General features: G+C 44.1%; 22 protein-coding genes. 10 read left to right on the top strand and 12 right to left on the bottom strand.

What is annotated here, in order from left to right:
- Positions 1-101 precede the first annotated feature (101 nt).
- Positions 102-1,265, top strand: a complete 1,164-nt coding sequence (locus COP04_RS08070; protein ID WP_100487498.1) for an FtsW/RodA/SpoVE family cell cycle protein — start codon at positions 102-104, stop codon at positions 1,263-1,265.
- A gap of 15 nt (positions 1,266-1,280) precedes the next feature.
- Here COP04_RS08070 and COP04_RS08065 read toward each other — a convergent pair whose 3' ends face one another.
- From COP04_RS08065 to yjbM, 3 genes are all read right to left on the bottom strand, one after another.
- The gene (locus COP04_RS08065; protein WP_100487497.1) at positions 1,281-2,204 is read right to left on the bottom strand and encodes an RluA family pseudouridine synthase; all 924 of its coding nucleotides are present in this window, start codon (positions 2,202-2,204) and stop codon (positions 1,281-1,283) included.
- A gap of 58 nt (positions 2,205-2,262) precedes the next feature.
- Positions 2,263-3,108 (bottom strand): NAD kinase, encoded by an 846-nt coding sequence (locus COP04_RS08060; RefSeq protein WP_100487496.1) that lies wholly within the window; start codon positions 3,106-3,108, stop codon positions 2,263-2,265.
- Between the two features lie 347 nt (positions 3,109-3,455).
- Positions 3,456-4,079: a GTP diphosphokinase gene (yjbM, locus tag COP04_RS08055; RefSeq protein WP_100487495.1), complete on the bottom strand. Its 624-nt coding sequence runs from the start codon at positions 4,077-4,079 to the stop codon at positions 3,456-3,458.
- Positions 4,080-4,260: 181 nt separating this feature from the next.
- On the opposite strand from yjbM, the gene COP04_RS08050 reads away from it, so the two are divergent.
- Together COP04_RS08050 and COP04_RS08045 are read left to right on the top strand one after the other, a co-directional pair.
- Positions 4,261-4,854: a CYTH domain-containing protein gene (locus tag COP04_RS08050; protein WP_100487494.1), complete on the top strand. Its 594-nt coding sequence runs from the start codon at positions 4,261-4,263 to the stop codon at positions 4,852-4,854.
- Entirely contained in the window at positions 4,851-5,597 is a 747-nt protein-coding gene (locus COP04_RS08045; protein WP_100487493.1) for a lytic transglycosylase domain-containing protein, read from the top strand. Before COP04_RS08050 ends, COP04_RS08045 begins: the two co-directional genes overlap by 4 nt.
- 447 nt (positions 5,598-6,044) lie before the next feature.
- Here the strand turns inward: COP04_RS08045 and COP04_RS08040 are convergent, their stop codons facing one another.
- Positions 6,045-6,713, bottom strand: coding sequence for a TetR/AcrR family transcriptional regulator (locus COP04_RS08040; RefSeq protein WP_100487492.1), 669 nt, complete (start codon positions 6,711-6,713; stop codon positions 6,045-6,047).
- 173 nt (positions 6,714-6,886) lie between these two features.
- Here COP04_RS08040 and COP04_RS08035 point away from each other — a divergent pair, with 173 nt between their 5' ends.
- Complete coding sequence (locus COP04_RS08035) at positions 6,887-7,639, top strand: SDR family oxidoreductase (RefSeq protein ID WP_100487491.1); 753 nt, start codon at positions 6,887-6,889, stop codon at positions 7,637-7,639.
- A gap of 175 nt (positions 7,640-7,814) precedes the next feature.
- On the opposite strand, the gene COP04_RS08030 is transcribed toward COP04_RS08035, so the two are convergent.
- Entirely contained in the window at positions 7,815-9,506 is a 1,692-nt protein-coding gene (locus COP04_RS08030; RefSeq protein ID WP_100489597.1) for a M3 family oligoendopeptidase, read from the bottom strand.
- Between the two features lie 202 nt (positions 9,507-9,708).
- Positions 9,709-10,950 carry an MFS transporter gene (locus COP04_RS08025; RefSeq protein ID WP_100487490.1) on the bottom strand — a complete coding sequence of 414 codons (1,242 nt, stop codon included), beginning with the start codon at positions 10,948-10,950 and terminating at the stop codon, positions 9,709-9,711.
- A 508-nt stretch (positions 10,951-11,458) separates the two neighbouring features.
- On the opposite strand from COP04_RS08025, the gene COP04_RS08020 reads away from it, so the two are divergent.
- The 3 genes from COP04_RS08020 (at position 11,459) to COP04_RS08010 (ending at position 13,538) form a co-directional block, all read left to right on the top strand.
- On the top strand, positions 11,459-11,731 hold the full coding sequence (locus tag COP04_RS08020) for a DUF3243 domain-containing protein (protein ID WP_100487489.1): 273 nt from the start codon (positions 11,459-11,461) through the stop codon (positions 11,729-11,731).
- A 173-nt stretch (positions 11,732-11,904) separates the two neighbouring features.
- The gene (locus tag COP04_RS08015) at positions 11,905-12,135 is read left to right on the top strand and encodes a hypothetical protein (protein ID WP_100487488.1); all 231 of its coding nucleotides are present in this window, start codon (positions 11,905-11,907) and stop codon (positions 12,133-12,135) included.
- Between the two features lie 524 nt (positions 12,136-12,659).
- Positions 12,660-13,538, top strand: coding sequence for a LysR family transcriptional regulator (locus tag COP04_RS08010; protein WP_100487487.1), 879 nt, complete (start codon positions 12,660-12,662; stop codon positions 13,536-13,538).
- Between the two features lie 16 nt (positions 13,539-13,554).
- Here COP04_RS08010 and COP04_RS08005 read toward each other — a convergent pair whose 3' ends face one another.
- Positions 13,555-14,568 (bottom strand): YitT family protein, encoded by a 1,014-nt coding sequence (locus COP04_RS08005; protein ID WP_420852783.1) that lies wholly within the window; start codon positions 14,566-14,568, stop codon positions 13,555-13,557.
- A 388-nt stretch (positions 14,569-14,956) separates the two neighbouring features.
- Between COP04_RS08005 and COP04_RS08000 the strand changes: the two genes are divergently transcribed.
- A complete protein-coding gene (locus COP04_RS08000; protein WP_100487486.1) occupies positions 14,957-15,859 on the top strand; it encodes a DsbA family protein in 903 nt (300 codons plus the stop codon).
- Positions 15,860-15,946: 87 nt separating this feature from the next.
- Positions 15,947-16,111: a hypothetical protein gene (locus COP04_RS07995; protein ID WP_157800231.1), complete on the top strand. Its 165-nt coding sequence runs from the start codon at positions 15,947-15,949 to the stop codon at positions 16,109-16,111.
- Between the two features lie 59 nt (positions 16,112-16,170).
- Here COP04_RS07995 and pepF read toward each other — a convergent pair whose 3' ends face one another.
- From pepF to mecA, 3 genes are all read right to left on the bottom strand, one after another.
- Entirely contained in the window at positions 16,171-17,985 is a 1,815-nt protein-coding gene (gene pepF, locus COP04_RS07990; protein WP_100487484.1) for an oligoendopeptidase F, read from the bottom strand.
- Between the two features lie 208 nt (positions 17,986-18,193).
- On the bottom strand, positions 18,194-19,423 hold the full coding sequence (locus COP04_RS07985; RefSeq protein WP_100487483.1) for a competence protein CoiA: 1,230 nt from the start codon (positions 19,421-19,423) through the stop codon (positions 18,194-18,196).
- A 132-nt stretch (positions 19,424-19,555) separates the two neighbouring features.
- Entirely contained in the window at positions 19,556-20,275 is a 720-nt protein-coding gene (gene mecA, locus COP04_RS07980) for an adaptor protein MecA (RefSeq protein ID WP_100487482.1), read from the bottom strand.
- Between the two features lie 289 nt (positions 20,276-20,564).
- On the opposite strand from mecA, the gene COP04_RS07975 reads away from it, so the two are divergent.
- Positions 20,565-21,248 carry a TerC family protein gene (locus COP04_RS07975; RefSeq protein ID WP_100487481.1) on the top strand — a complete coding sequence of 228 codons (684 nt, stop codon included), beginning with the start codon at positions 20,565-20,567 and terminating at the stop codon, positions 21,246-21,248.
- A 102-nt stretch (positions 21,249-21,350) separates the two neighbouring features.
- Here the strand turns inward: COP04_RS07975 and spxA are convergent, their stop codons facing one another.
- Together spxA and COP04_RS07965 are read right to left on the bottom strand one after the other, a co-directional pair.
- Positions 21,351-21,746 carry a transcriptional regulator SpxA gene (gene spxA, locus COP04_RS07970; protein WP_100487480.1) on the bottom strand — a complete coding sequence of 132 codons (396 nt, stop codon included), beginning with the start codon at positions 21,744-21,746 and terminating at the stop codon, positions 21,351-21,353.
- Positions 21,747-22,839: 1,093 nt separating this feature from the next.
- A complete protein-coding gene (locus COP04_RS07965; RefSeq protein WP_100487479.1) occupies positions 22,840-23,838 on the bottom strand; it encodes an ABC transporter ATP-binding protein in 999 nt (332 codons plus the stop codon).
- Position 23,839: the final 1 nt, after the last annotated feature.

Genomic DNA, 23,839 nt, shown 5'->3' with positions numbered 1-23,839 from the left:
AAAAGCTCATTATCAGTTTCTTTTTTCACATCTTTAGGCTATCATTATTTAAGTGTTGGCCGGTTTTTTGACCATCGACATTAATACAAAGGATCGACATTATGAACAGAGACTCTTTAAACAAAATAGACATCGGACTATTTTTTATTGTTTTCGCACTGGCGTGCATTAGCTGTGTTGCCCTTTATTACGCCCCGGTCGACACGGGAGGAGGCGGCATTAAGTCTGTAAAGCTGCAGATTATGTGGTATATCATCAGCTCCATCGCGCTAGTTCTCATCATGGCCTTTGGCTATGATCGGCTGAAGCGGATGCACTGGATTTTATATGGTATCGGTCTCTTCATGCTGTTTGGCCTTGTGCTGGCTAAACATGGCATTCCCGTTCCACTTGCCGAGCAGCTGAACGGGGCATGGAGCTGGTATAAACTGCCAGGGATAGGAAACCTCCAGCCTTCGGAATTTATGAAGCTGTTTCTCATTATTTCTCTTGCGACAACTATCGACAAACACAATGAACTGTATCCGATCAGAGGTGCCCATGAAGATTTATTGCTGCTTGGGAAAATTTTTCTGGTATCGGTGCCGCCATTCCTTTTGATCAACATGCAGCCTGATCTCGGTTCCGCACTTGTCGTTTTCAGTATCATTCTCGCCACGATACTGGTCAGTGGCGTCAGCTGGAAATATATTGCCGGCCTTATGGCATTAATTGTCTCAGCCCTTACTTTTCTTACCGTCAGCTGGTTTAAGTTCCCGGCGATCATTAATCTTGTCCTGCAGGCCCATCAAAAAGAGCGGTTTATCGCCTGGACCAGTCCATATCAGTACCAGAATCAGGAAGGTTACCAGCTTGTCCAGTCACTGAACTCTATTGGATCCGGGCAATTCTTTAACCATTCTTTCAATTCGTCCATCTCGCTTCCTGAAGCTTATGCCGATTTTATCTTTTCCGTGATCGGCGGAACATTCGGGTTTGTCGGATCGGTGACCGTCATTGTGCTTTTTTTCGTCATGATACAACGGATCATCCGCACAGCTGTCAGCACTCATGATCCGTTCGGCACTTACATTTGCGCAGGGGTCGTTGGCATGATTATGTTCCAAGTCTTTGAAAATATCGGCATGACGATTCAAGTCATGCCGATAACGGGAATCACGCTTCCTTTTCTCAGTTATGGAGGCAGTTCCCTGTTATCCAGCATGCTCTGCATCGGTCTCATCCAAAGCATTCGCATGCAGTCCCAGAGTCTAATGTTCAGCTGAATTTTCAGCACTTTTTCAGATTTTCTTCAATTCAATAGACAGGTTTACCAGACGCGCCATATCTTCCGGATATGGCGCGTGAAGGTGAAAGGGCACACCGGTGAAGGGATGTATAAAGCGCAGTTCAAAACTGTGCAGTGCCTGCCGCTCGATCCGCTCTGCCGGTCCGCCATATAAGTCATCCCCAAGCAAAGGATTGCCCATTGATGCAAAATGAACTCTAATTTGATGCGTTCTTCCCGTTTGCAGACGGACTGCGACAAGGGTACAATCCGGGAAGCGTTTCAACACTTTGTATTGTGTGATCGATCGTCTTCCGGCACGCCAGTCGACCGTTCTTTCAATGGCACTCCCTTCTCTCCTTCCAATCGGCGCGTCAATCAACCCTTCGTCATTACTAAGCGTTCCCTGCACAAACGCGAGGTAACGCCGATGGATTTCCTTTCGCTTTTGCATTTTGAAGAATCGCTCATGGCTGAACCGATTCTTTGCGACAAGCATCAACCCTGACGTATTGCGATCCAGCCGGTTTATGATATGAACGGTCGAAGCAAGATTTTCTTTTTCAAAATAAGCAAGCAGTCCATTGGCCAAGGTCCCAGACGGATACTGATGCGAAGGAATCACCGGTATCCCCGCCTGTTTATTCACGATGACAAAAAAGTCGTCTTCATAAACAATGTCGAGCGGCATCTCCTCACTGACAAGAAAATCACTTGGCACTTCCGGCGGCATGGTGATTGTCAGTATATCCCCATCCTGCAGCACATGGCGTACAGTCTTCTCCTCCCCGTTAACTTGCAGATGCCCTCCTTTATATTTGATTGCGGACAGCATGCGGCGTGAGATATGCATTTCTTTTTTCAAGTACTCCCTCAACAAAAGGCCCTGATGCGCTGCATCAATCGATTGTTGCAGCTGATAACATGTTTTATCCATAGATCTTTAAATTCCCGAATCAGGAATTTTTTAACTCACGCCCTTCTTTTTATAAAAATCAGCCAATAAATGAATCCCGAACACGCCTCCAGAACGGAAGAGGGCGGAATCTTGCGAAACGTATCCTTTCTTCCGCCACGGAACACTCAATATATTTCACCTTATCATGTAGCGTGGACAGGTGATCGACGGTAACACTAAAGCGAGCATCATTGACAGGTTTTACCTGACAATGATGATGCCTGGGAAGGATTAGCGGAGATCCTAATGTACGAAACACGCGATTGTTTATCGAAGCGATTTCCGTCAGCTGAATAGAGGCCAGAGAAGGATGGATAATCGCGCCGGCGAGTCCCTTGTTATATGCGGTTGAACCGGTCGGTGTGGAAAAACAGAGGCCGTCGCCCCTGAAACTTTCAAATTTTTCACCCCTGATGAGTACATCGGCAGCAAGCAGCCCTTCTCCGCTCCGGATCGTACATTCATTAAGTGCGAGATAAGTTTTCAGTTCATTTGTATCACTGTAGCTGACCGCTACACGAAGCAAAGGATATTCCACAATGTTATGGCTTTTTCTAACCACGGATTCGACCAGCTCGTCTACCTCTTCAGCCGTCCAGTCTGCGTAGAAGCCCAGATGTCCGGTGTGAACACCAACAAAAGCCGTATGGCTGAGGCCGCTTAAGTATCTGTGAAATGCCTGCAGCAGTGTGCCGTCACCGCCCACAGAAATGACGAGATCCGGCGCTGTTTCGTCATATACAAGATGAAAATGAATCAGTTCCTTCATGATCCTCTCCCGAAGTGCATTTGAAAAAGTGTCGCCTCTCGTCTCAACAGCAAATGTTCTAAGACTGTTTGCAGCAACATCGTCTGCAACAGTCGTTTCGTCTTTATCTTTCATTCCTGTCATTATCTCCTTCATGGTCAGTATTAGAGGGTGTTCGAAAAGTCATCGAATGATCAACGGTGAATCTCTTCGTTGGCTGCATAAGAAGAAGCCTCTGCTAAAAGCTTGCCGCGCGTCCGGCGCACAACGCAGAAGTCAGCACATCCCGCGCCAGTTCGCGTAGCGCCCATCTGTGCTTCGGTACGCTAAACTTCACCGCCTCGACCTTCCGTCAGTCATGGAAGACCGGGTGCAAGCGTCGCAACACAATGCTGCATTTTTAGCCTGCAATTTTTCTCCTTCGTCACTCTTTCGAACAGGATCTATAATGAATCTCTTTAGTCCGGAACAATACCGGCTGATTATTCTGTATCTGCATTTTTCTGTAAAAAGCGCTGCTGGGCAACCCATATTTCTTCCCGAATCTGTGACATTTCTTCATCCAGGCGGAATGCTGCTTCCGCCGCGCCGATCAGCCGCGCTTTGACATCCGATGGGATGTTGCCCTTATATTTATAATTCAGGGAGTGCTCAATTGTTGCCCAGAAATTCATCGCCAGCGTGCGGACCTGAATTTCTGCAAGGATTTTCTTCTCTCCACTGATTGTCTGCACGGGGTACTGGACAACGACGTGATAGGAACGATAGCCGCTCTCCTTTTTTTCACTGATATAGTCCCGCTCCTCAACAACAGTCAGGTCTGTCCTGCTGCGAATCAGACCGACAACTTTCATAATATCGTCTACAAACTGACACATGACACGGACACCTGCAAGATCCTGCATTTGCGTGTTCAGCTGATCAATCGGTATCCCTTTTCTTTTCGCTTTATCCAGAATGCTGGGGACCGGCTTGACCCTTCCTGTAATAAACTCAATCGGCGAGTTCTTGCCGGATACTTCATACAGATCCCGGTAACCACGCAATTTAACCTTTAATTCATCAACGGCCTGCTTGTAAGGGGCCAGAAAAATCTCCCACTCCATGGTCTTCACTCCAACTGTTCACGACACGGCAACGTGGCGAAAAGGCCGTTCTTATTCTTTTCGTATAAAATCACCATTTCGTCTGTTGTTTCTTTACCCCCATTATGTCATAATTTATACTAAGTTACGAGTTTATCCTGCTGGTTTCTGTGCACCTGTGCAAAGAACGGAGTATCTATTGATGTCACGCGAACTGGAAATAGAGTTCAAAAATATGCTGAACAAAGAGGAATTTATTGCTCTCTGCCGTAAATTCGGCCGAGACGATGCTTCATTTTTCAGACAGGTAAATGATTACTTTGACACGCCGACGTTTGGCCTGAAAAGTAAAAAGTCAGCCCTGCGTATCCGTCACGTGAATGATCAGCATGATTTTACTCTGAAACAGCCCCATGACGGCGTGGTTCTTGAAACCCATCAGATGCTATCCGAGGATGAAAACAAAGCACTGATTCAATACGGTGTTATGCCTTCAGGAGAAGTAGAGCAGGCAATTGCCCATCTGGGAATCGATGTGGATCAATTGCTCCATATTGGCGAACTAGTCACAAAGCGGACAGAGTTTCCCTATCAGAAAGGAAAACTGTTTCTTGACGGCAGTTCTTATCTGGATCATCACGATTATGAACTCGAATATGAAGCAGAAAAACCTCTTACCGGAGAGCAGATTTTTCAGTCACTGCTTCTTGAATCCGCCATTCCGCGGAGACCTTCAAAAAATAAAATTTTACGTTTGTACGAGGCAATTAAAGAAAGAGGGACGAGTAAACAATGACAGTGGATGACAGTACTTTGTCGAGGCTTATTTCGATGACTGCAATGGATGGCGTACAAAATCAAAGCAGTCCTTTGGCAGCAGCAACCTCTGATAACAGTTTTTCAGATCTGTTAAGTATGCTGATGCTCATGATGCAGCAATCACCTGAACAGAATGGCGGAGCGCTGAACGGCGATGCCTCCGCTGCAACATCTAGCAGCAGCGTGGATATAGGTAATTCCGTAAATTCTGACGGTACACTCTGGCAGCAGATGGAGTCCGTTGCTCCGTTAAACTTAACAGCCGGCACCAACGGGACATCATCGGCGGATAGCGAGGCAACAGCCGCCCTGACGAATGACTTTTCGGCAAAAACTGCTGATTATAGCGGAATCATCGATAAGATGGCACAGAAGTATTCTGTGGATCCCCGGCTGATTGAGTCTGTGATCTCTGCAGAATCAGGAGGCAACGCTTCGGCGGTCAGCTCCTCCGGTGCACTTGGCCTGATGCAGCTGATGCCTGAAACAGCCTCTTCGCTCGGTGTCAGCAATGCACTTGATCCTGCTCAGAACATTGAGGGCGGGACAAAATATCTCAGTAATCTGATCAATCGTTATCATGGGAATATTCCACTCGTCCTGGCTGCCTATAACGCCGGCTCCGGAAATGTCACCAAGTACGGCGGCATCCCTCCTTTCCCGGAAACTCAGTCCTACGTCCGACGAGTCATGGGAAACATGGAAGAATATTCAGTTTGAAAAGGATTTGATCCAAGTGGTTGATGAAAAATGGACGGATAAGTGTCGCCAACGTTCAAACGATGGACGCGCTATTCAAAAGCAGTGAACTGTTATTTTAGGTCCACTGCTTTTTTCATTGATTTATACGCATCAACTCCATCTCCGATTGACTCAGTGTTATTGGGCAATTCTCGCGGTAGATGTTATAAAATGGAAAATTTATTGATAATCTTGTTGTATTTCTCCGGACACAGGTGATCTTTCCCTCGACAGGAAAAACTGCCTGCGTAGCTGCGATTGATTTTGTGCTCTTTGCTAAAAAGTCCAGTACAAAAAACCTCAAACCAATGAGGCATAAAGTGAGAAACCCGAGAGGCCCATGCACAATTGCATGGGCCTCTCGGATTTTTTTGCTTTTTGGGTATTTTATTAATATTGTTTGACAATGGCAAGCATCAAACCGGACTACAACGTCCGTTGAAACTTTTCCACAAGATGTTCGATAATGGGTTCAATTTGAGAATCGTCGATCTTCGACAGTTTTTCAGCTTTAAACAATTGGATTTTTTTAAACTGATAATAATCCCGAAGCACTTGTCGAATGGAGATTTGGTTAAAAAGCAAATATTTCGCATTGATAATTTCTCGCAGCAAAAGATCATCCTGAAGCAGTATGAAATGCTCATTGATCGGATTGAAGATGCCTTTATTTTTTCCTTCTCTGTAAAATTCCAGAGCCTGCCGTTCGCGTTTGGTTAAAGCAACTTTCAATCGGTCGTACAATTCCGGATATGCCGCTTGAAGGTCCTTAAGAAATACATCTGTTATTGTCCCGACGAGCGATACAGTCTGTCCGAACAATTGCTGAAACCAGGTTCCGAACGATGCCTCGTCATTCTCCGGAGGCAGTTCTTCCAGAGTTTCGATATAATCCACAAAGACTCGAACAACACCCTCCATCACTTCCTCCTTTGAGGAAAAGTGCTTATACATGGTGGCTCTGCTGACGTCCATATGTTTGGCGATGTCATCCATCCTTAAGTGTTGAAAACCTTTCTTCATGACGGAGGTTATCAATTTTTTCAACAGTTTGTTTCGGGTTTTATCTTGCTGGTTCTCCGTATGTGTGCTCATTCCGTTTCCTCCTCCAAGCCCTTATCTTCATTATACATGAAGATCAAGTCACAAACAAAATACAAAATAGACATATAATATATTTATTGTTTACAAAGTATTTAATTCGTGCTACTGTTAGAAAGTCGAATGGTTTCCCCCTGCAAGGCGAATCATCGGAAAGAAGGGATAACATGAACAGCTACGCTTTATCCGGAGTCAAAGGCAAGGTAGTTGTACTCACAGGCGCAAGCAGCGGAATTGGTGAAGCGGCTGCGCTTCTGCTCGCTGAGCGTGATGCGAAAGTCGTACTTGGGGCGCGCCGGACAGATCGCCTTGAGGCTCTTGCGGCCCGCATCGCAAAAGCGGGCGGTGAAGTCGCCTATGCGAGCACAGATGTCAGACAGCGGGACAACTTAACCAACCTCATTAATTTGGCTTGTGAGCGGTTTGGCAAGCTTGACGTTCTCGTGAACAATGCCGGTGTTATGCCAATTTCTCCTCTTGACGACTTGCGCGTCAAGGATTGGGAGAACATGATCGACGTTAACATTAAAGGTGTTTTGTACGGCATCGCCGCAGCGCTGCCTGTTTTTCGTAAGCAGGGTTTCGGACACTTTGTCAATACCGCTTCTACAGCAGGATATAAGACTGTACCGAATCAGTCCGTTTATTCCGCCACGAAATTCGCTGTCCGCGCCATTTCCGAGGGTTTGCGCCAGGAAGCCGGCGATAAGGTGCGGGTGACGATCATTTCGCCTGGTTTTGTCCGGACGAACTTTGCGGAAGGTGTGACGAATCCGGAGGTAAAGGCCCGGCTTGAGGAGTCCCGTGACAAGTTCGCGATGCCACCGCAAGCGATTGCCCGTGCGATTGTGTACGCGATCGAGCAGCCGGCCGATGTAGACGTAAATGAGATCATCATTCGTCCCACGGCTCAGGCATAATTGTGCGCCGAATTTAAATGATTTTAACGAGGCTGTCCCTAAAGGTCAATTTTGTGGAGGCTCTCTCGTTTCTAAGTTAGTTTCGCACGTTAGTTACACGTACTCAACAGATTAAATTCATATGAAAAAAGTGCGGCTGAATCATTGATCAGCCGCGCTTCATATTAATTACTTATCAAAACTTGCTGTCATCCACATGATCCAGCCAGGAAGATACTGCACTGACTACCGACGCGACACAGCCCTTCTGAAATGGAGAAACAAGTCCTGCTGTTTTAACAAGATCCAGGAAAGACTGGCTTCCTCCCTGCCGGCAAAGATGAATATAATCTTTCCACGCTGACTTGTAATCCTCCTGGGATTCTTTCCAGAATTCAAAAGCGCACACTTGCGCAAGCGTGTAGTCAATATAATAGAATGGGGATTCATATATATGGCTCTGGCGTTGCCAGAAACCGCCGCGCTCCAGATAATCCAACCCATCATAATCTCTGTGTGGCAGATATTTCTTTTCAATCTCTTTCCACGCCTGTTTGCGTTCTGCAGGGGTGAGCTCAGGATGTTCATAAACAACGTGCTGAAATTCATCGACGCTGACGCCGTATGGAAGAAACAGCAGAGCACTGCTCAAATGCGCAAACTTTCTTTTTTCCGTATCTGCTTTAAAAAACAGATCCATCCATGGCCAAGTGAAAAATTCCATGCTCATTGAATGAATTTCCGCGCCTTCATACGTAGGCCAGCGATACTCAAGAATATCTGAATGTGTGGAATAAACCTGGAACGCGTGGCCGGCTTCATGAGTCAGCACATCAATATCTCCCGATGTTCCATTAAAGTTGGAAAAGATAAACGGTGATTCGTAATCAAAAATATACGTGCAATAACCGCCGCCGGCTTTGCCCTTCGTCGCAAGCAGATCCATCAGACGGTGATCGAGCATAAATTGGAAAAACTCACCCGTTTCGGGAGAAAGCTCTGCATACATCTTTTTACCGTTCTCAATGATCCAGTCTGAATCACCTTTAGGTTTTGCATTGCCGGTTTTAAAGTTGAACGGTTCATCGTAGAACTTAAGATGATCGACACCGATCCGCTTCCGTTGGCGTTCGTACAGCCTGTTTGCCACAGGAACAACGTACTTGCGAATCTGTTCACGATAATCTTTGACCATCGCTTTGTCATAGCCGATACGGGCCATCCTGAAGTAACTGAGGTCGGCGTAATTGTCAAACCCAAGCTTGCGGGCGATATCCGTCCGTATCTTTACCAGATGATCGTATATATCGTCAAACTCTTCTTCATGTTCCGCAAAATAGCCGAAACGTGCTTTTTGGGCTGTTTCGCGTATCGCACGGTCTTCTGACTCCTCGTACGGACCAAGCTGCGCCAGTGTTCTTTCTTCACCGTCAAAGGGAATTTTCGCAGCAGCAATCAACCGTGTATATTTTGAAACCCACTTATTTTCCAGCTGCATCAGTGGAATAACTTCCGGAGAGAATGATTTCAGCTGGGCCTCCGCAAGCGCGAACAGCTGACTGCCCCATTTCTTCTCAAGATCTTTCCTGAATGGCGATGCCAAAAGCAACTTGTAATACTCAGTGGTTTTCCCTTCGAAAATGGGCATTGTTTCGTCCATAAAATCATTTTCAGCTTTGTAAAACGGATCATTTGTATCCACCGTATGTCTGATCTCAACCAGATTAAACAGTGTATCCAGATGCTTGCGAAGTTCATTAACTTTGCCGGCTGCGTCCTCCGCTTCCTCCAACGATGAGGCTGACTTAAAAGCATCAAAAGCCGCAGAGAAAGCCCTTTCACACGCATCCACATCCGGACGTTCATACTTGTAATCTTCAAACGTCACCAATCCAAGCACTCCTTTGTCTCGTATCAATCACAAACATCCAATTACGTTTAGCCTAACATATTTTTTTAGTAAAGAAAACTTAGGAAAACAAGCTTCCGGGTTGGGGCAGAGCTGTTATTTACAGCTGATAAACAGTATTTTCTAGATACAAAAAAAAGCCTGTCATGAATTTTTATAATCTGACAGACTTTCTGACATATTAAATATGCTGGCCGGCAATCCCATGCTGATGATGGCGGTGATGATGAATCTCACCCACCATCACCATTCTATGAACAGAAAATGAGAGAACCACGCCAATGGCGCATATAAAACTTACCGCTGAAACAACGCCCGCCCATCCGAAGCTTTGAAGAAACAGCCCGCCGACAGAACCGACGACACTTGATCCGACGTAATAGAAAAGCAGATAAAGTGAGGAAGACTGGGCTTTTTCCCGCCGATTGGCAAGAATACCTACCCAGCTGCTGGCCACGGAATGGCCGCCGAAAAAGCCAAACGTAAAGAGTGCCAGACCAATGATTTTCAGAAAAAGCGGGGCTGACATTGTGGTGACCAGCCCGCCGATCATTAGAAGCAGGCACAACGTGATGACACCTGAACGGCTGGTGTGGTCGGACAGCCTTCCCATCCATGTTGAACTGAATGTTCCGACAAGAAAGATGATAAAGATAAAACCAACTACGGTCTGGCTGAGATTGTAAGGTGCCTCCATCAGCGGAATGCCGATGTAATTATAAACCGTCACGAAACCGCCCATTAAAATAAAACCAAGGCAGTAAATTAATATAAGTGGCGGGGATTCAATATTTTCAATAAACCCGACCGTTGTCCTTTTTAGCGATGCTTTCTTCGAATCAAAATGTCTCGATTTCGGAAGCATGGCAACAAAAAGGATACACATAATCAGATTCAGCCCCCCAAGAATGCCGATAGCTGCATTCCACGAAAAAACGTCGCTGAAAGTTCCGACAATCAACCGTCCTGTCAGTCCGCCCAAACTGTTCCCGCTGACATAGATACCGATCACATAACCGAGACAGCGCTTGTCAAATTCCTCATTGACGTAAGCCATGGCAATCGACGGATAACCGGCAAGCAGTGCACCCTGTACAAAACGAACGGCAATGAGCAGCGGCAAATAATGAATAAAGCCGACAGCAACCGTAAGGAGTGCTGATGAAAGCAAGGCGATCATCATAATTTTTTTTCGATTAAACATACCTGATGTAAAAGAAACAAATAATAAGCCAATAGCCAGAGCGCCTGTGGCAGCCGAAAGCGTCAGGCTCGCTGCCGCCGGAGGAACATGAAACTGGGCTGCTATCACCGCAATCACCGGCTGCGTACTGTACAGATCGGCATACATGATAAAACTACCCAGAAACAAGGCTACCAACGTCTTTTTAAAGTCCTTGTTCTCTGGTGAGAGATAATCCATAAAAGAGTCAATCCCTTCTGTTTCGGTTGGTAATTTTTATACTATGACAAATATTTGATGATGTCTAATATATAATTTGAATGGGACTGATGCTCAAAAAGTTATAGTTCGCTGGATACGTTTATGTTAATAAGTTTTTGTACTATAGAATACAAAAATAAGCAAATTGCGTACATATTAATTTAGTTTGTTACTTTGATCAGGTTAAAGAATAACTTATGGGGCAGGAAATGAAAGAACAATCGGGAATAAATTATGAAACAACCGCATTTTATGGAGGAACAGCTAGACCGTAAGCATAAAGATGCGGCTGTGATTCATCACCCTTTTGTACTGATCCCTGCGCTAGGGCGCGGGGATCTTTTTTGTAGGCTTTGTTAAACTTGTCTGTTGTTTTCCGCTCCAATCAACGGAGGGAAAAAACAACATTGAATTTAAACATAGCCTTTGTATAATATAGCATCTAAAGCGGCAACATAAAAATTATCAAAATAAGGGAGGATTTTCAATGTCAAACAGTTGGGATCAATGGAAAGATTTTTTAGCTGATCAAATGCACAGAGCAGAAAATATAGGTGTAAGTTCTGAAACCATTAATAATGTTGCGACGAAAATCGGTGGATTTCTTTCTAAAAATATGGATCCAAGGAATGAGCAGGAAAGACTGATTGCTGACTTATGGAGTGTAGCCGATCAAAACGAGCAAAAAACAATCGCTCGTCTTATCATGAAACTTGTCGAAAATAATGGAACACAGAAACAGCCCGAACTACAAAAATAAAAAATGAACATTTCCTTTTTCCCCACGTTACGGCGTGGGGGTTTTTTATGTATTAAAGATTACCAATCATATAATGTGTATCATTTTCCATATTTAGGCAGTTTATTTATTGTTATAATAAATCCCCGAATTGATGTTCTAATACAAACCACATCAAATTAGGGGGGTTAATAATGATTCGTAGCATGTACGTTATTAAGTATGTTGATCAGTCAACAGTATGGTACCTAAGTAAAACGGTGCAAATAAACACAGAAAAGCGAAAATACGAAAGAGGAGACGTTATCCAAGTAGATGATCAAAAATATGTTGTTGTCGAAGATTACGGTTATCTAAGGGTAAAGCACTTTATTGGAGAAATAAATCCATTAAAGCCTTTGATCTCTCAGATACCGAACAAGTAATTAAAATCGGTTTCGCGCTTCTCCGATTCGGTTCGATTTCAAAATTTCGGTTCGATTGCGCTGCGATTCGGTTGCATTATTTGCTTCACCGAATGGTTTCGAAAAAAAGGGGCTTGCCATCAGAAAAAGCAAACAAACACGGTAATAGTCTACATTACGATGGACCAAATTGTTTTTTTCGCTCAAATTAGAAAGTATGTATTGCCCGGCAACCCGGGCTTTTTTATTTGTTTTTCTTTAAAAACTCTGCTTCAAGGCACAGATGCCCAGTTCCACTCTTAATCATTGCTGCTGTTCTTGCTTTCAGTGTGCCAAGCACAGCGCGTTCGGTGGCCTTGTTAAGTTCAGCAGAAATGCTCCTTGAGATGAATGCATTTTTAATGCTTCTAATATATAATTTGAATGATATTCATGCATCGGAGTCATATTGTGGTATCTTATAGATACGAAAGAAAGATTGGTATCAGAAACTTGGCTTGCTGATCGCAAACAGAAGGCGAAGTTTCATTTAGGAGTGATTTATAGTGGAATGGCAGCAGATCGAATACTTTCAGAAAGTTGCTCAGCTGCAGCACATGACTAAAGCCGCGGAAGCACTGTCGATTTCACAGCCTGCACTAAGCAGGTCGATCGCGCGTCTTGAAGAAGAACTGGGCATCAGTCTCTTTGAACGGCAGGGACGCAACATTATCCTTAATCAATATGGAAAACTTTTTCTGAAACACGCGGACCGTATTCTAAAAGAAGTTGAAATGACTAAAAAAGAAATCAAGTCTTTGCTTGACCCGGAATATGGCGTCGTGTCACTCGGTTTTCTTCATACACTGGGAGTCAATATCATTCCCGATATTCTGAGCGGCTTTCAAATCCACCATCCGAATACAAAAATCAAGCTCTACCAGAATAACAACATATCACTGCTCAAACAGCTTGAGGCAGGAGAAATTGATCTTTGCCTCGTCCATCACCCGCTCGAAGATTCGCATATCGAATGGGAGAAATTATGGGATGAGGAACTTTTCCTGATGGTTCCGGCCACTCATCCTCTTGCCCAAAAAGAATCAATCACGCTTGACGAGATATCGAGTGAACCGATCATCTCAATGAAACCCGGTTATGAATTGAGAAAGATTGCAGACAAACTTTGCCGAAGGGTCAATATCACTCCGAACATCACTTTTGAAGGTGAAGAAGTCACAACTCTTGCCGGTCTGGTTGCTTCCGGTCTCGGCGTAGCCCTTCTTCCCGACCAGAGGGATATAGATGAAGACAAGGTAAAAAAAGTCCACGTCAAGTGGCCGAGCTGCAGAAGGCAAATCGGGCTGTCGTGGTACAGCGACCGCTATCTCTCTCCGGCCGTCAGGCGATTCATGAAATTTATCTTTACCCGCTACAAAGGCTGAAGGAATTTTTCTTTTTTTATTCATTTGGAAATGGGGAGTGGTCGGTAACTTTTTTTTCGGCCTGGGCTTTAAAAAGCTGCTGGAAATGGTCAAAATCTTCTTTACTCAGCGTAAGGTGCTGGTTCTTCATGGACTCCCCATGCTTCATTTTCTGGATCTCTTTCTGCTGTTCCTCTGTATGATAAAGTCCAATGATTTTGTTGGTTTCCAAAATATCAGTAAAAGCATTAGGATCGACGCGCTTAATCAGTTGCTCCATTTGATACAGTTCATAATGGCTGATGACCATCATAATTGAGTACCGTTTGGTCCCGGTGAAACCGCCGTATGACGGAATGATTGTCATGCCGCGGTCGAACTCATCCTGAATAGCGGCAATCATTTTGTCCTTTTCTTTTGTAATCGTTATGACCGTCAGCTTTTGATATTTGGTATGGATCATATCAATCACGTAACTGTTGACAAATCTTGAAATCAGCGTATAAAGCGCAAACTGCCACTCGTAGATCGCCCCGGCGAGAATAATAATAATGCCGTTCAGAATCAGAAAATATTTTCCCGATGAAGCATTTCTGTTCCGCCTTGTCAGATAGATTGCAATGATATCCAGTCCGCCCGTTGAAATACCATACTTCAGGGCAATGCCGACACCGACGGCAGAGATCAGCCCACCAAAAATTGAATTTAAAATAATATCTGAGGAAAGAGGGTAAACAGGGAGCACGGACAGAAACAGTGATGTCAAGAAAACAGTCACAAAGCTGAAGAAAGTAAAACCCTTTCCCACTTTAAACCATCCGAGCCAGACAATCGGCAAATTCAAAAGAAGAACAAGCAGACCGATCGGAATGTTAAAATTAAGCCAGTCATGCAGAACGTTGGACAACAGTTGTGCCGCGCCGTTAATCCCCGCCGCATAGACATGTGCCGGTATTAGAAAAAGATTCATACTCATAGCACACAAAAAAGCCGCGCACAATGAAATTGCCAGTTTTTTTACTAATTCTTTTACAGATAGTGTATGCATCAAAACATGCTTCCCTTTTCCATCTTTATATCCCCAATTCAAATCATTTGAATTCATTACTTCGGGCAACAAATTATAGCACTCTTATTGACGATTTCAAACCCCTTTTACAGTTTTTTCATAGTTTGAATGATTTGATATGCAGCAATAGCCGTTTTGAGCCGCTCCTTAGTATTGATTAGTTGCCCTCAGCTACATAACCTTGTTACAATATAGGAAGCTTGAAGATAGAAGCTTGAAGGAATCAAAAAGTTCTTCAGAATGTCGTTCACGGGCCCTGTCCGCGAAACAAATTTTTTGAGGTTTATGACAAAAAAAGGCAGGTTTAGTCGTTCAATAATGGGCAGATTAAAACAATTGAAGTTAAATAAAGGTCGAGAGGTGATTTCCTATGACACTTCACGATAAGTTTTCCTATTGTGAAGGGGCCCCCGGAAACACGACTTGTTCGATAGCCAATCGCTCGGAGCACCATTCTCCGCGTGTCGAAATTTTAGCATTCATTGATCCTCTGTGCCCGGAGTGCTGGGGGCTTGAGCCATTGATGAAAAAATTATTTATCGAATATCATGATTATTTCACTTTCAGATTTCTGCTGACAACCAAGCATGATACAACGAACCGCTGTCAGTTTAATCAGGCAAAGAAAATTGCGGAAGAATGGAATAAGTATGCCCGGTTGACCGGCATGTGCTGCGACAGCGATGTCTGGTATGAAAATCCTCCATCTCCTTACGCTGTTGCGCTGGCGATCAAAGCGGCGGATTTTCAAGGAAAAACATCAGGGAACCGGTTTCTGCGCAGAATCCGTGAACAGATTTTTTTAAGAAAAAAAGGCCTGAACAGCTTCGAAGAACTTCAGGAAGTAGCACGGCTTGCGCAACTGGATATTAATGAATTTTATAATGATTTTCATTCCTGTCGTTCCGTCAAGGCGCTTCAGTGTGACCGCCGTCTGGCCAATGAAATGTCGATCACTGAATTGCCATCCCTTGTTTTTTCTACACCGTGTAATGACGATGAGGCGATAAAAGTAAGCGGACAGTATGATTACGGAATCTATGTCCAGATTCTGACGGAATTGCTTGGCAAGGTACCTCAACCTGACCCTCTTCCGGCTCTTGCCGATTATTTCAGCAAGCAGATTTATCTGACAACCAAGGAAGTATCCGTTGTGTACGAATGGTCAGAAGATGAAGCGCTGAAAGAATTGCGCAAGCTGCAGCTTAAACAGATTATCGAGCCAATTGAGCTTAGAAGCGGAGAATTTTGGAGGTATATTGCATCAAAATGAGCATAGTTTATGTCCAGAATGCAAATTGAGTTCCTTCCATTGAAGTTGGAATGCAGGCAATATCCTTCAAAGCTAAGGGTGAGATATGTGAAGCTTATTTTTGTATTGCTGACTGTCATCGCATCCGTTTTTCTTTTTTACCATTACCTTTTGGGACTGCTCCATCTTGAGTCCCTGCTGATTTCGGGTGGGCTTTTTTTCCTGACTGTTTTTCTGTTGATCAGGCTGCTCACCTGGCGCCAGAGAAATTAAAAGAGGAGGCTGCCTCTCGGTCGATTTCGACCTGGAGGTAGCCTCCCCTTTTTAACCTGTTAATCAAACATGAGCCCTTCCGTTTCATCAAGCACTTTTTCAAAAACATCCATTGCCTGCTGAATGGACTTTGGATCCGCCATATCGACGCCGGCTTTCTTAAGTACCTCTATCGGATAATCTGAGCTTCCTGATTTCAGATAATTCTTGTACCGTTCTACGGCCGGTGCCCCTTCCCCAAGAATTTGTCCGGACAACGCCGAAGCAGCGCTGTATCCGGTCGCATATTGATAGACATAATAGTCGTAATAGAAGTGGGGTATTCTTGCCCATTCCAACCCGATCTGCTTATCCACAGTAATATCAGGACCAAAATAAGTTTTATTGAGATCATAATATATATTAGTGAGAAGTTCCGCGGTTAACGCTTCTCCATCGCGCGCTTTTTCATGTATGATATGTTCGAACTCCGCAAACATCGTCTGCCGGAATACGGTAGCCTTGAATCCTTCCAACTGGTTATTCAACAGATAAAGTTTCTTCTTTTTATCATCTGTGCTCTTCAGAAGATAATGATTAAGCAATGCTTCATTGCAGGTCGAAGCAACTTCTGCCACAAAAATTGAATAGTCCGAGTATGGGTAAGGCTGATTCGTACGCGAGTAATAACTGTGCATTGAATGTCCCAGTTCATGAGCCAGTGTGAACGCACTGTTAATATTATCCTGCCAGTTCAGCAGAATATAGGGCATCGTTCCGTAACTGCCGCCAGAGTATCCCCCGCTTCGCTTGTTCTGCGTTTCCCGGACGTCGATCCAGCGTTTGTTAAAACCGTCCCTGATCACATCCAGATAATCTTCTCCAAGCGGAGCCAGACCCTTCAGAACCATCTCTTTGGCTTCATCGTATGTGACTTTAATTTTTGCATTCGGGACAAGAGGTGCATAAAGGTCATACATATGCAGTTCATCAACCTTCAGCGCCTTTTTCCTCAAAGCGACATAGCGGTACATCAGCGGAAGATTCTTGTGAATAGTTGCAATCAGATTATCATAGACCGTTTCCGGGATATTGTTGCTGAACAATGCGGCTTCGCGCGCCGTTTTATAACGTCTGGCCTGCGCATAAAAATTATCACGCTTGATTTGCCCGCTAAGTGTCGAAGCCAGGGTATTTTTAAATGCACCATAAGTTGCATAGATACCCTCGAATGTATCTTTCCTTACCCGGCGATTTTCACTTTCCATGAATCTCCCGTAACGGCCGTGTGTGATTTCAACTTCATCGCCATTTTCGTCCTTGATCTTTGGAAATTTTAAATCGGCATTATTCAGCATGCCAAAGGTCGTCGATGATGCATCGGTAACATCACCTGCCGCAGCCAGAAGCGCTTCCTTTTCTGCGTCCAGGACATGCGGACGCGTGCGCGTGATTTCGTCAAGAGCATGCCTGTATCGTTGAAGATCTTCATTCTCCTCAAGAAAAAGGTCCAGCCTTGCCGGTTCAATGGCGAGAATTTCCGGCACAATGAATGCCAGCTTGCTTCCCGTCAAAGTTGCCAGGCTGCCGGCACGGTCATTAAGCGCCTGATAGGTTGCATTAGCTGTATCCTCGTCCGACTTCATATGTGCAAACACATACACTTTATACAAAATTTCAGTTAATTCATCCTGTTTTCTCAGCAACTTAAATAGCTTATCGGAAGATTCTCCGAGTTTGCCCCGAAATGCCTCAACTTCCGCAATCAGGTCCTTAACTTTTTGAAAAGCTGCCTCCCAGGCTTTGTTATCGGGGTAAATGGCTTCAAGATCCCATTTTTCCTCAATGGGTACTTCCTCCCTTTTCGGGAGTGCAGCTGTGTTATTATCTATCATGACGACACCTCCATATACTCTGGTTGATCATAAATCTATTCTATCGTACTTCTTTTTCAAATTTTGCGCAAAAATTACCATTTCATTCTTGAGGAGGACGGGTAAAGCTCTGATTTTGACATGTGAGTTCTGATATCCGACGAATGAGTTCCGATAAAATTCTAACATTAATCTACCTTCGTCAGCTGCCAAGAAACATGGGCCATCATTACGTTGCAGGATTAGGATTGTCCAATCGTTCAAGCTGATTCAATAGCCTCAGATCTTCAGCCAGAAGCAACCGCATCGAAACATCACCCCGATCATTTTTCTTTAATCTGTAAAACTCCCTCGACCTTTCAACAAAGCCCAGGTTTACAAGTTGGTTCAGATAGATGGCAATAATGCTGCCTGACGTTCGTTGTGGACAGAGCGGTAACTGACGCCTGGCAAATATCATTTCTCCTCCCCTTTCCACAGCCTCAGAAATAAACCGTTCCGGCGAAAACCATGAATCCCTAGAAGCGGTATTTAACACTAAACAAATCCACATTTGCCACAGAAACGGAGAAACTTCAAAATGAATAAAGTTTTCGTTCGGCAGGCCAACATACGAAGGAAAAAACGAGAAATTTTTTTTCAAATGATAAACCTGTACGCGTACCCAGTACTCCTCACTGCTTGTTCGAAACGGCGAATTTAAGCGTTTCTTCTTTTTGGCGTGCAGCCACGTCTGTTTGAACGAGTCATGCCTGTAAAAAAAAGCAGGAGAGCTGAGTTGATAAGGCCTCGTTCGAGCAATCGCTAAATTCATTTCCCCGGCAATAAATAATGTTTTTGAGACAGGGTGGAGGTTCCCGACAAGTGAAAACTTTTCCTCGATCGGATGATAGTAGCTGACAAAATATGAGGAAGCATAAGGATGGAAAATCGTGGGGCAGTTATTTGAATAGCGTATGGTGAGTGGTTCAAATCCTGAGAGCTTGAGAAAGGGGCCTGCCCTTTTCAGACGATGACCTCCTAGGATCCATACCGGAAAAACGCCTGAGTGCAGATAACCATATGTGCGTTTTTCCACGGCACTTTCAGATATGGAGCTACACTGGAATTCAAGTGCCACGGGCTGTATGCCTCGGAGCAACAGATCCGGCCTCTGGTGGATCTCCGGAAGATAATGTTCCAGTTCAGCAGACAAGCCGTTCATCTTTGCCCACCGAAACAGTGTTTCTTTACCGGCCAGATGCGCTTCTGTTTCCGTTTCTGCATCGACCAGGCAATGATACAGCGGATGATGTGAAAAATGCCATCTCTTTTTCTCACCGATTTTCAGCAAGACAGGTGAACGGCAGACAGGACAGTAAAACTTTTCCCTTTCCCGAAGTTTGCCCAATTCATTCCGAGAATATTGCGATGAGACGAGCGAAATCCTTCGCCCGTCATTTAATTCAGCGACAAGCATTCATCCACCGCCTTAATGTCCTCAAATAAAAACCTATACGCAAAAAAAATTCGGCAGAAAATGTAATCCTTCCTGCCGAATTTGTAAAGAGTTTTGAACATTTCATGTCCGGATAATGCAGAACAGATGTGATCAAGATATTAATGGAAAATGCTTTTTCAAAGTTTGGAGCGCATTCCCATCCATTAATTTCTTGCCGTATTCCTGAAGCACAAATTCCGTTAACGCAGTGTCCATACCAAATTCCAAAATTTTGCTTAAATCATCTTCCTCAACATCTTCCGGAAGATCATCTGAAAAATAAACGATCAGGTAATACTTATTGCGATAAGCATACAGAGAAGTACTCAGCTTATCATGAAGTGTCACAGCATGGCACAAAGAAATCAGATTTTCAAAATCGTCAAACTCAATGATAAAAGTCAGTTCCCGCGGTTTATCACTTGTGTCATTCTCTTCAGCTTCTGATTTTTCATCTGTATCTTCCTGCTCATTGTCCCCTTCATCCAGCTGCGTCTCTTCTTCATCGTTTCTTCCGGAATTCTTTGAAACCGGTATGTCCAGATGCTTATTTGAGGCTATCGGCAGCTGAAGATTATTTCCGTCTTTTGAAACTTGCGCTCTCGTTACGACAATCTCCATTCCCTTCTCAAGCGCCTGGACCTGAATCCACAGCGGCCCTTCAAGAGAAAAAGATTCCTGGCTGTGCGCCTCATCCATCATCTGCCAAAAAAGTTCTTCGCTCCGGTCACGATTGTACCAAATCTCTTCACGGTCAAACCCGCGATCCTCGATATCCAAATAGCTAATGTAAAATTTCAATGTATATTCATTTATTCTTTCTATTTTCATCGCTATCTCTCCCTTCTTTGTCCATGAGCGTGGGGAGTGACCATTTATCAATGAGACAACTTGTTAATTTGTACTTTTATTGTATGATAAATTATTTACGAATGAAATAGAAAACACCCGGCATTTGAAATATTCCGCTGATGCCCGATTAATGTATCTGCTGCTTTCATCCTATTGTACGAATCTGTAGAATATGCCTGCCCCGTCGATCAGCCGGAAATATAGTGCGGAATGTTTCAGGACAAGTCCGCATAAGTTGAAGTGGATGGACAGAAAGGGGTTTTAACGTATGTCCTTTGACTTCGGCGTTCTGCTTTTTATTCTAAAAATCATTTTCATCGACATTATTCTTGGTGGAGACAACGCCGTAGTGATTGCGATGGCATGCCGGAGATTGCCGGAGAGACAACGTAACAGAGCGATTTTTATTGGGACTGGACTCGCCGTGATTGTCCGGATTTTCCTGACAGCTATGGTTGTTTCTCTTCTTAACATCCCTTTTCTTCTGCTTGCGGGAGGAATTTTTCTCGTTATTATTGCTATTCGTCTCATTACAAACAGAGAAGAACGATATAAAGTCAAAGCCGGAGCGTCCCTGTTTGCCGCTGTCCGGACCATCGTCTTTGCCGATGTCGTGATGGGGCTGGACAATATGCTGGCAGTTGCCGGAGCATCCAAAGGGCATATTGGCTATATCGCTGTAGGACTGGTTGTTTCTGTACCAATCATCGTGTGGGGCAGCAAACTAATTCTTATAGCCATGGAGCGCATGCCATTTCTCATCTATGGCGGCGGGGCAGTACTCCTTTATACCGCTTCTGAAATGATTATGGGCGAACCTGGACTTCAACGGTTGTTTTCAGTTAACACCCATCTGGCACACCTTTTTCCACCGCTGCTTATTGTTACAGTTATTGTTTTTAGCTGGATTTTCAATTTTTTCTCCTCGGACCGGATGTTTCGAAAGTCCTGAGGGGAAAATATCTTAAACTGTGCCGTTTCAATCCGATCAGTTCGGACATGAAAAAAAGCGTCCATATGCTGGGCGCTTTCAATTCTTTATTTACAACTCTTGTCAGTTTACCAAACGCTGAGCTTCCTGAAGCTGAAAAGTCCTGACTTTCCTTGGCAGGAAGCGACGGATCTCGTCATCGTTATATCCTACCTGAAGGCGCTTATCATCAAGCATGATCGGTCGGCGCAACAACCCGGGATTATCCCTGATAAGCTCAAAAAGATCCTGAATAGACATGGTGTCTAGTTTTATATTCAATTCTTGAAACGCTTTCGATCGAGTTGAAATAATTTCATCGGTACCGTCTTCAGTCATTCGAAGAATTTCCTTGATTTCTTCGATGGACAGCGGTTCTGAAAAAATGTTTCTTTCTTTGAAAGGTATATCATGGGCTTTAAGCCATGCTTTTGCCTTCCTGCATGATGTACAGCTTGGAGATGTATATAATGTGACCATTCTTCACCCTCCCTTAGTTAATAAAAGTTTCGCATCTATTGAAACTGTCTTTATTATATAATAATCCTTCTAATTTTCATACCTTTTTTTTGTAAAAAAAATTTCACAATTGGTCGATGAATATTGCCGCCTCTCCTTCCGATAAAAAAATTGCCGATGGATAACCCTTCGGGCACTGACAAAAATTGTGACTGCCAAATTATACCGGCTTCGACGTTGCCTGCAGGACAGTGAAGATTTTTTTAATTAAAAGCTTTAATCATGTTCAGCGATTTATGCTAATAAAAATAATTTTGATACTTTTTTAACGGTATGAAAAGAGAACTCCTCCGAATAGAGAAGTTCCTCTTGTGATCCATCCTCATCAAATGATTTGGCAGAACCTGTATCTTTACTTTACGCTGGCAACTTCAAATTTGCTGACGGGGCGTCCTGAGATTTTGGCTGCAACTGACCCAGTGTTTCTTTAAGCCATCTCCGGATAGAACTTTTGCGCCTGCGCCTTACTTCCTTCGGTTTCACTGGTTATCGCCTCCTTTGATTATAGTTAGCCCGCTCACTGACAAACCAGTCAACTTTATTATTTATCTTTCTCTATTTATTGTCAACCCGATTTGTTATACTTGTCAAGGACAGTTAAGCAATTATCACTCTCAAAAACAGAGGCATTTTCTCAATAAGTGTCGTTTTTTGGCTATTTGTAGCGAAATTTGGAATCGATTCGACACTCAGCCGAAGGCCTGGATTCTGCCCTTTGCCTGCCTGTCCATTGAGGTCAATCATCATCCTCTACAAATAGCTTATGCATGGCCGGGAATAATATGCATCTTTACAGAAAGCGGGGTGAATTATTAATGCGGACAGCAGCAACTGCTGCAACACTAATCATGGCCGCCGGAATTATTCTGCATTATTTTTTACACTTTTTCAGTACCTGGTTCATCGATTTACTCGTGGCATTGGCCATCTTGTTTTATCTTCTGAATCTCTTAAGTAAGTACAAAAGGTAAATCCGACAGATTTTAGAGACTTTTATGATTCATGAAAAAACACCGGGCATATAAAACATCCGGTGTTTTTAGATTACACTGTTTCATTTAACATTTTCTGAAGATTTACTCTCATCATGAAGATGGCAGGCAACCCAATGCCCTTCCTCAATTTCATGCCATTTAGGCCGGGCCTTCGCGCAAATGTCCATTGCAAAAGGACAGCGCGTCCTGAAACGGCAGCCGCTCGGTGGGTTAATCGGGCTTGGCACTTCACCCTGAAGTATAATTCTTTCTCTGCTCCGCTCCATCTCAGGATCTGCGACCGGTATCGCGGAGAGAAGTGCCTGGGTATACGGGTGCAGCGGATGATCATAAAGTTCATCACTTGGTGCAAGCTCAGCCATGTTGCCTAGATACATCACTCCGACACGGTCACTGATGTGTTTCACCATTGAAAGATCGTGTGCAATAAATAGATAGGTGAGTCCCTGCTTTTCCTGCAATTCTTGAAGCAGGTTGACAACCTGAGCCTGAATGGAAACATCAAGAGCAGAGATCGGTTCATCTGCAATGATAAAGTCGGGATCAACCGCCAATGCCCTCGCAATGCCGATTCTTTGCCGCTGGCCGCCACTGAATTCATGCGGATAGCGGTTTGCATGCTCTTTATTCAATCCGACCGTTTCCAGCAATTCATAAACGCGTTCCAGATGGCTTTTTCCAGGTGTCACGATGTGGTGAATATTCAGCCCTTCAGAGATGATATCTTTGACCATCATTCTCGGATTAAGAGAAGCGTAAGGGTCTTGAAAAATCATCTGCATCTTGTGAGTCAAATCTTTCCGCGATTTTCTGGACAGTTTCCCACCGATTTCTTTTCCACCAAAAACAACTTGTCCGCTTGTCGGTTCATATAGCCGGATAATCGTACGGCCGGTTGTAGACTTTCCACAGCCGGATTCGCCAACGAGTCCGAGCGTCTCACCCTTATATATGTCAAAGGAAACACCGTCAACAGCTTTCAAAACATCCGTTCTTGAAACTTTAAAATATTTCTTAAGGTTTTTGACCTCAAGCAATTTTTCTTTATTATCAGCCATG

It is taken from the genome of Sporolactobacillus pectinivorans (assembly GCF_002802965.1).
GTDB classification, from domain to species: Bacteria; Bacillota; Bacilli; order Bacillales; family Sporolactobacillaceae; genus Sporolactobacillus; species Sporolactobacillus pectinivorans.
Note: the sequence above shows the minus strand (reverse complement) of the source record. Positions and strands in the feature narration are given on the sequence as shown.

Excerpts from the sequence above, each read along its gene's own strand:
- COP04_RS08070 (WP_100487498.1), top strand. The coding sequence starts at position 102 with ATGAACAGAGACTCTTTAAACAAAATAGACATCGGACTATTTTTTATT.
- COP04_RS08065 (WP_100487497.1), bottom strand. The coding sequence starts at position 2,204 with ATGGATAAAACATGTTATCAGCTGCAACAATCGATTGATGCAGCGCAT.
- COP04_RS08060 (WP_100487496.1), bottom strand. The coding sequence starts at position 3,108 with ATGAAAGATAAAGACGAAACGACTGTTGCAGACGATGTTGCTGCAAAC.
- yjbM (WP_100487495.1), bottom strand. The coding sequence starts at position 4,079 with ATGGAGTGGGAGATTTTTCTGGCCCCTTACAAGCAGGCCGTTGATGAA.
- COP04_RS08050 (WP_100487494.1), top strand. The coding sequence starts at position 4,261 with ATGTCACGCGAACTGGAAATAGAGTTCAAAAATATGCTGAACAAAGAG.
- COP04_RS08045 (WP_100487493.1), top strand. The coding sequence starts at position 4,851 with ATGACAGTGGATGACAGTACTTTGTCGAGGCTTATTTCGATGACTGCA.
- COP04_RS08040 (WP_100487492.1), bottom strand. The coding sequence starts at position 6,713 with ATGAGCACACATACGGAGAACCAGCAAGATAAAACCCGAAACAAACTG.
- COP04_RS08035 (WP_100487491.1), top strand. The coding sequence starts at position 6,887 with ATGAACAGCTACGCTTTATCCGGAGTCAAAGGCAAGGTAGTTGTACTC.
- COP04_RS08025 (WP_100487490.1), bottom strand. The coding sequence starts at position 10,950 with ATGGATTATCTCTCACCAGAGAACAAGGACTTTAAAAAGACGTTGGTA.
- COP04_RS08020 (WP_100487489.1), top strand. The coding sequence starts at position 11,459 with ATGTCAAACAGTTGGGATCAATGGAAAGATTTTTTAGCTGATCAAATG.
- COP04_RS08015 (WP_100487488.1), top strand. The coding sequence starts at position 11,905 with ATGATTCGTAGCATGTACGTTATTAAGTATGTTGATCAGTCAACAGTA.
- COP04_RS08000 (WP_100487486.1), top strand. The coding sequence starts at position 14,957 with ATGACACTTCACGATAAGTTTTCCTATTGTGAAGGGGCCCCCGGAAAC.
- pepF (WP_100487484.1), bottom strand. The coding sequence starts at position 17,985 with ATGATAGATAATAACACAGCTGCACTCCCGAAAAGGGAGGAAGTACCC.
- COP04_RS07985 (WP_100487483.1), bottom strand. The coding sequence starts at position 19,423 with ATGCTTGTCGCTGAATTAAATGACGGGCGAAGGATTTCGCTCGTCTCA.
- mecA (WP_100487482.1), bottom strand. The coding sequence starts at position 20,275 with ATGAAAATAGAAAGAATAAATGAATATACATTGAAATTTTACATTAGC.
- COP04_RS07975 (WP_100487481.1), top strand. The coding sequence starts at position 20,565 with ATGTCCTTTGACTTCGGCGTTCTGCTTTTTATTCTAAAAATCATTTTC.
- spxA (WP_100487480.1), bottom strand. The coding sequence starts at position 21,746 with ATGGTCACATTATATACATCTCCAAGCTGTACATCATGCAGGAAGGCA.
- COP04_RS07965 (WP_100487479.1), bottom strand. The coding sequence starts at position 23,838 with ATGGCTGATAATAAAGAAAAATTGCTTGAGGTCAAAAACCTTAAGAAA.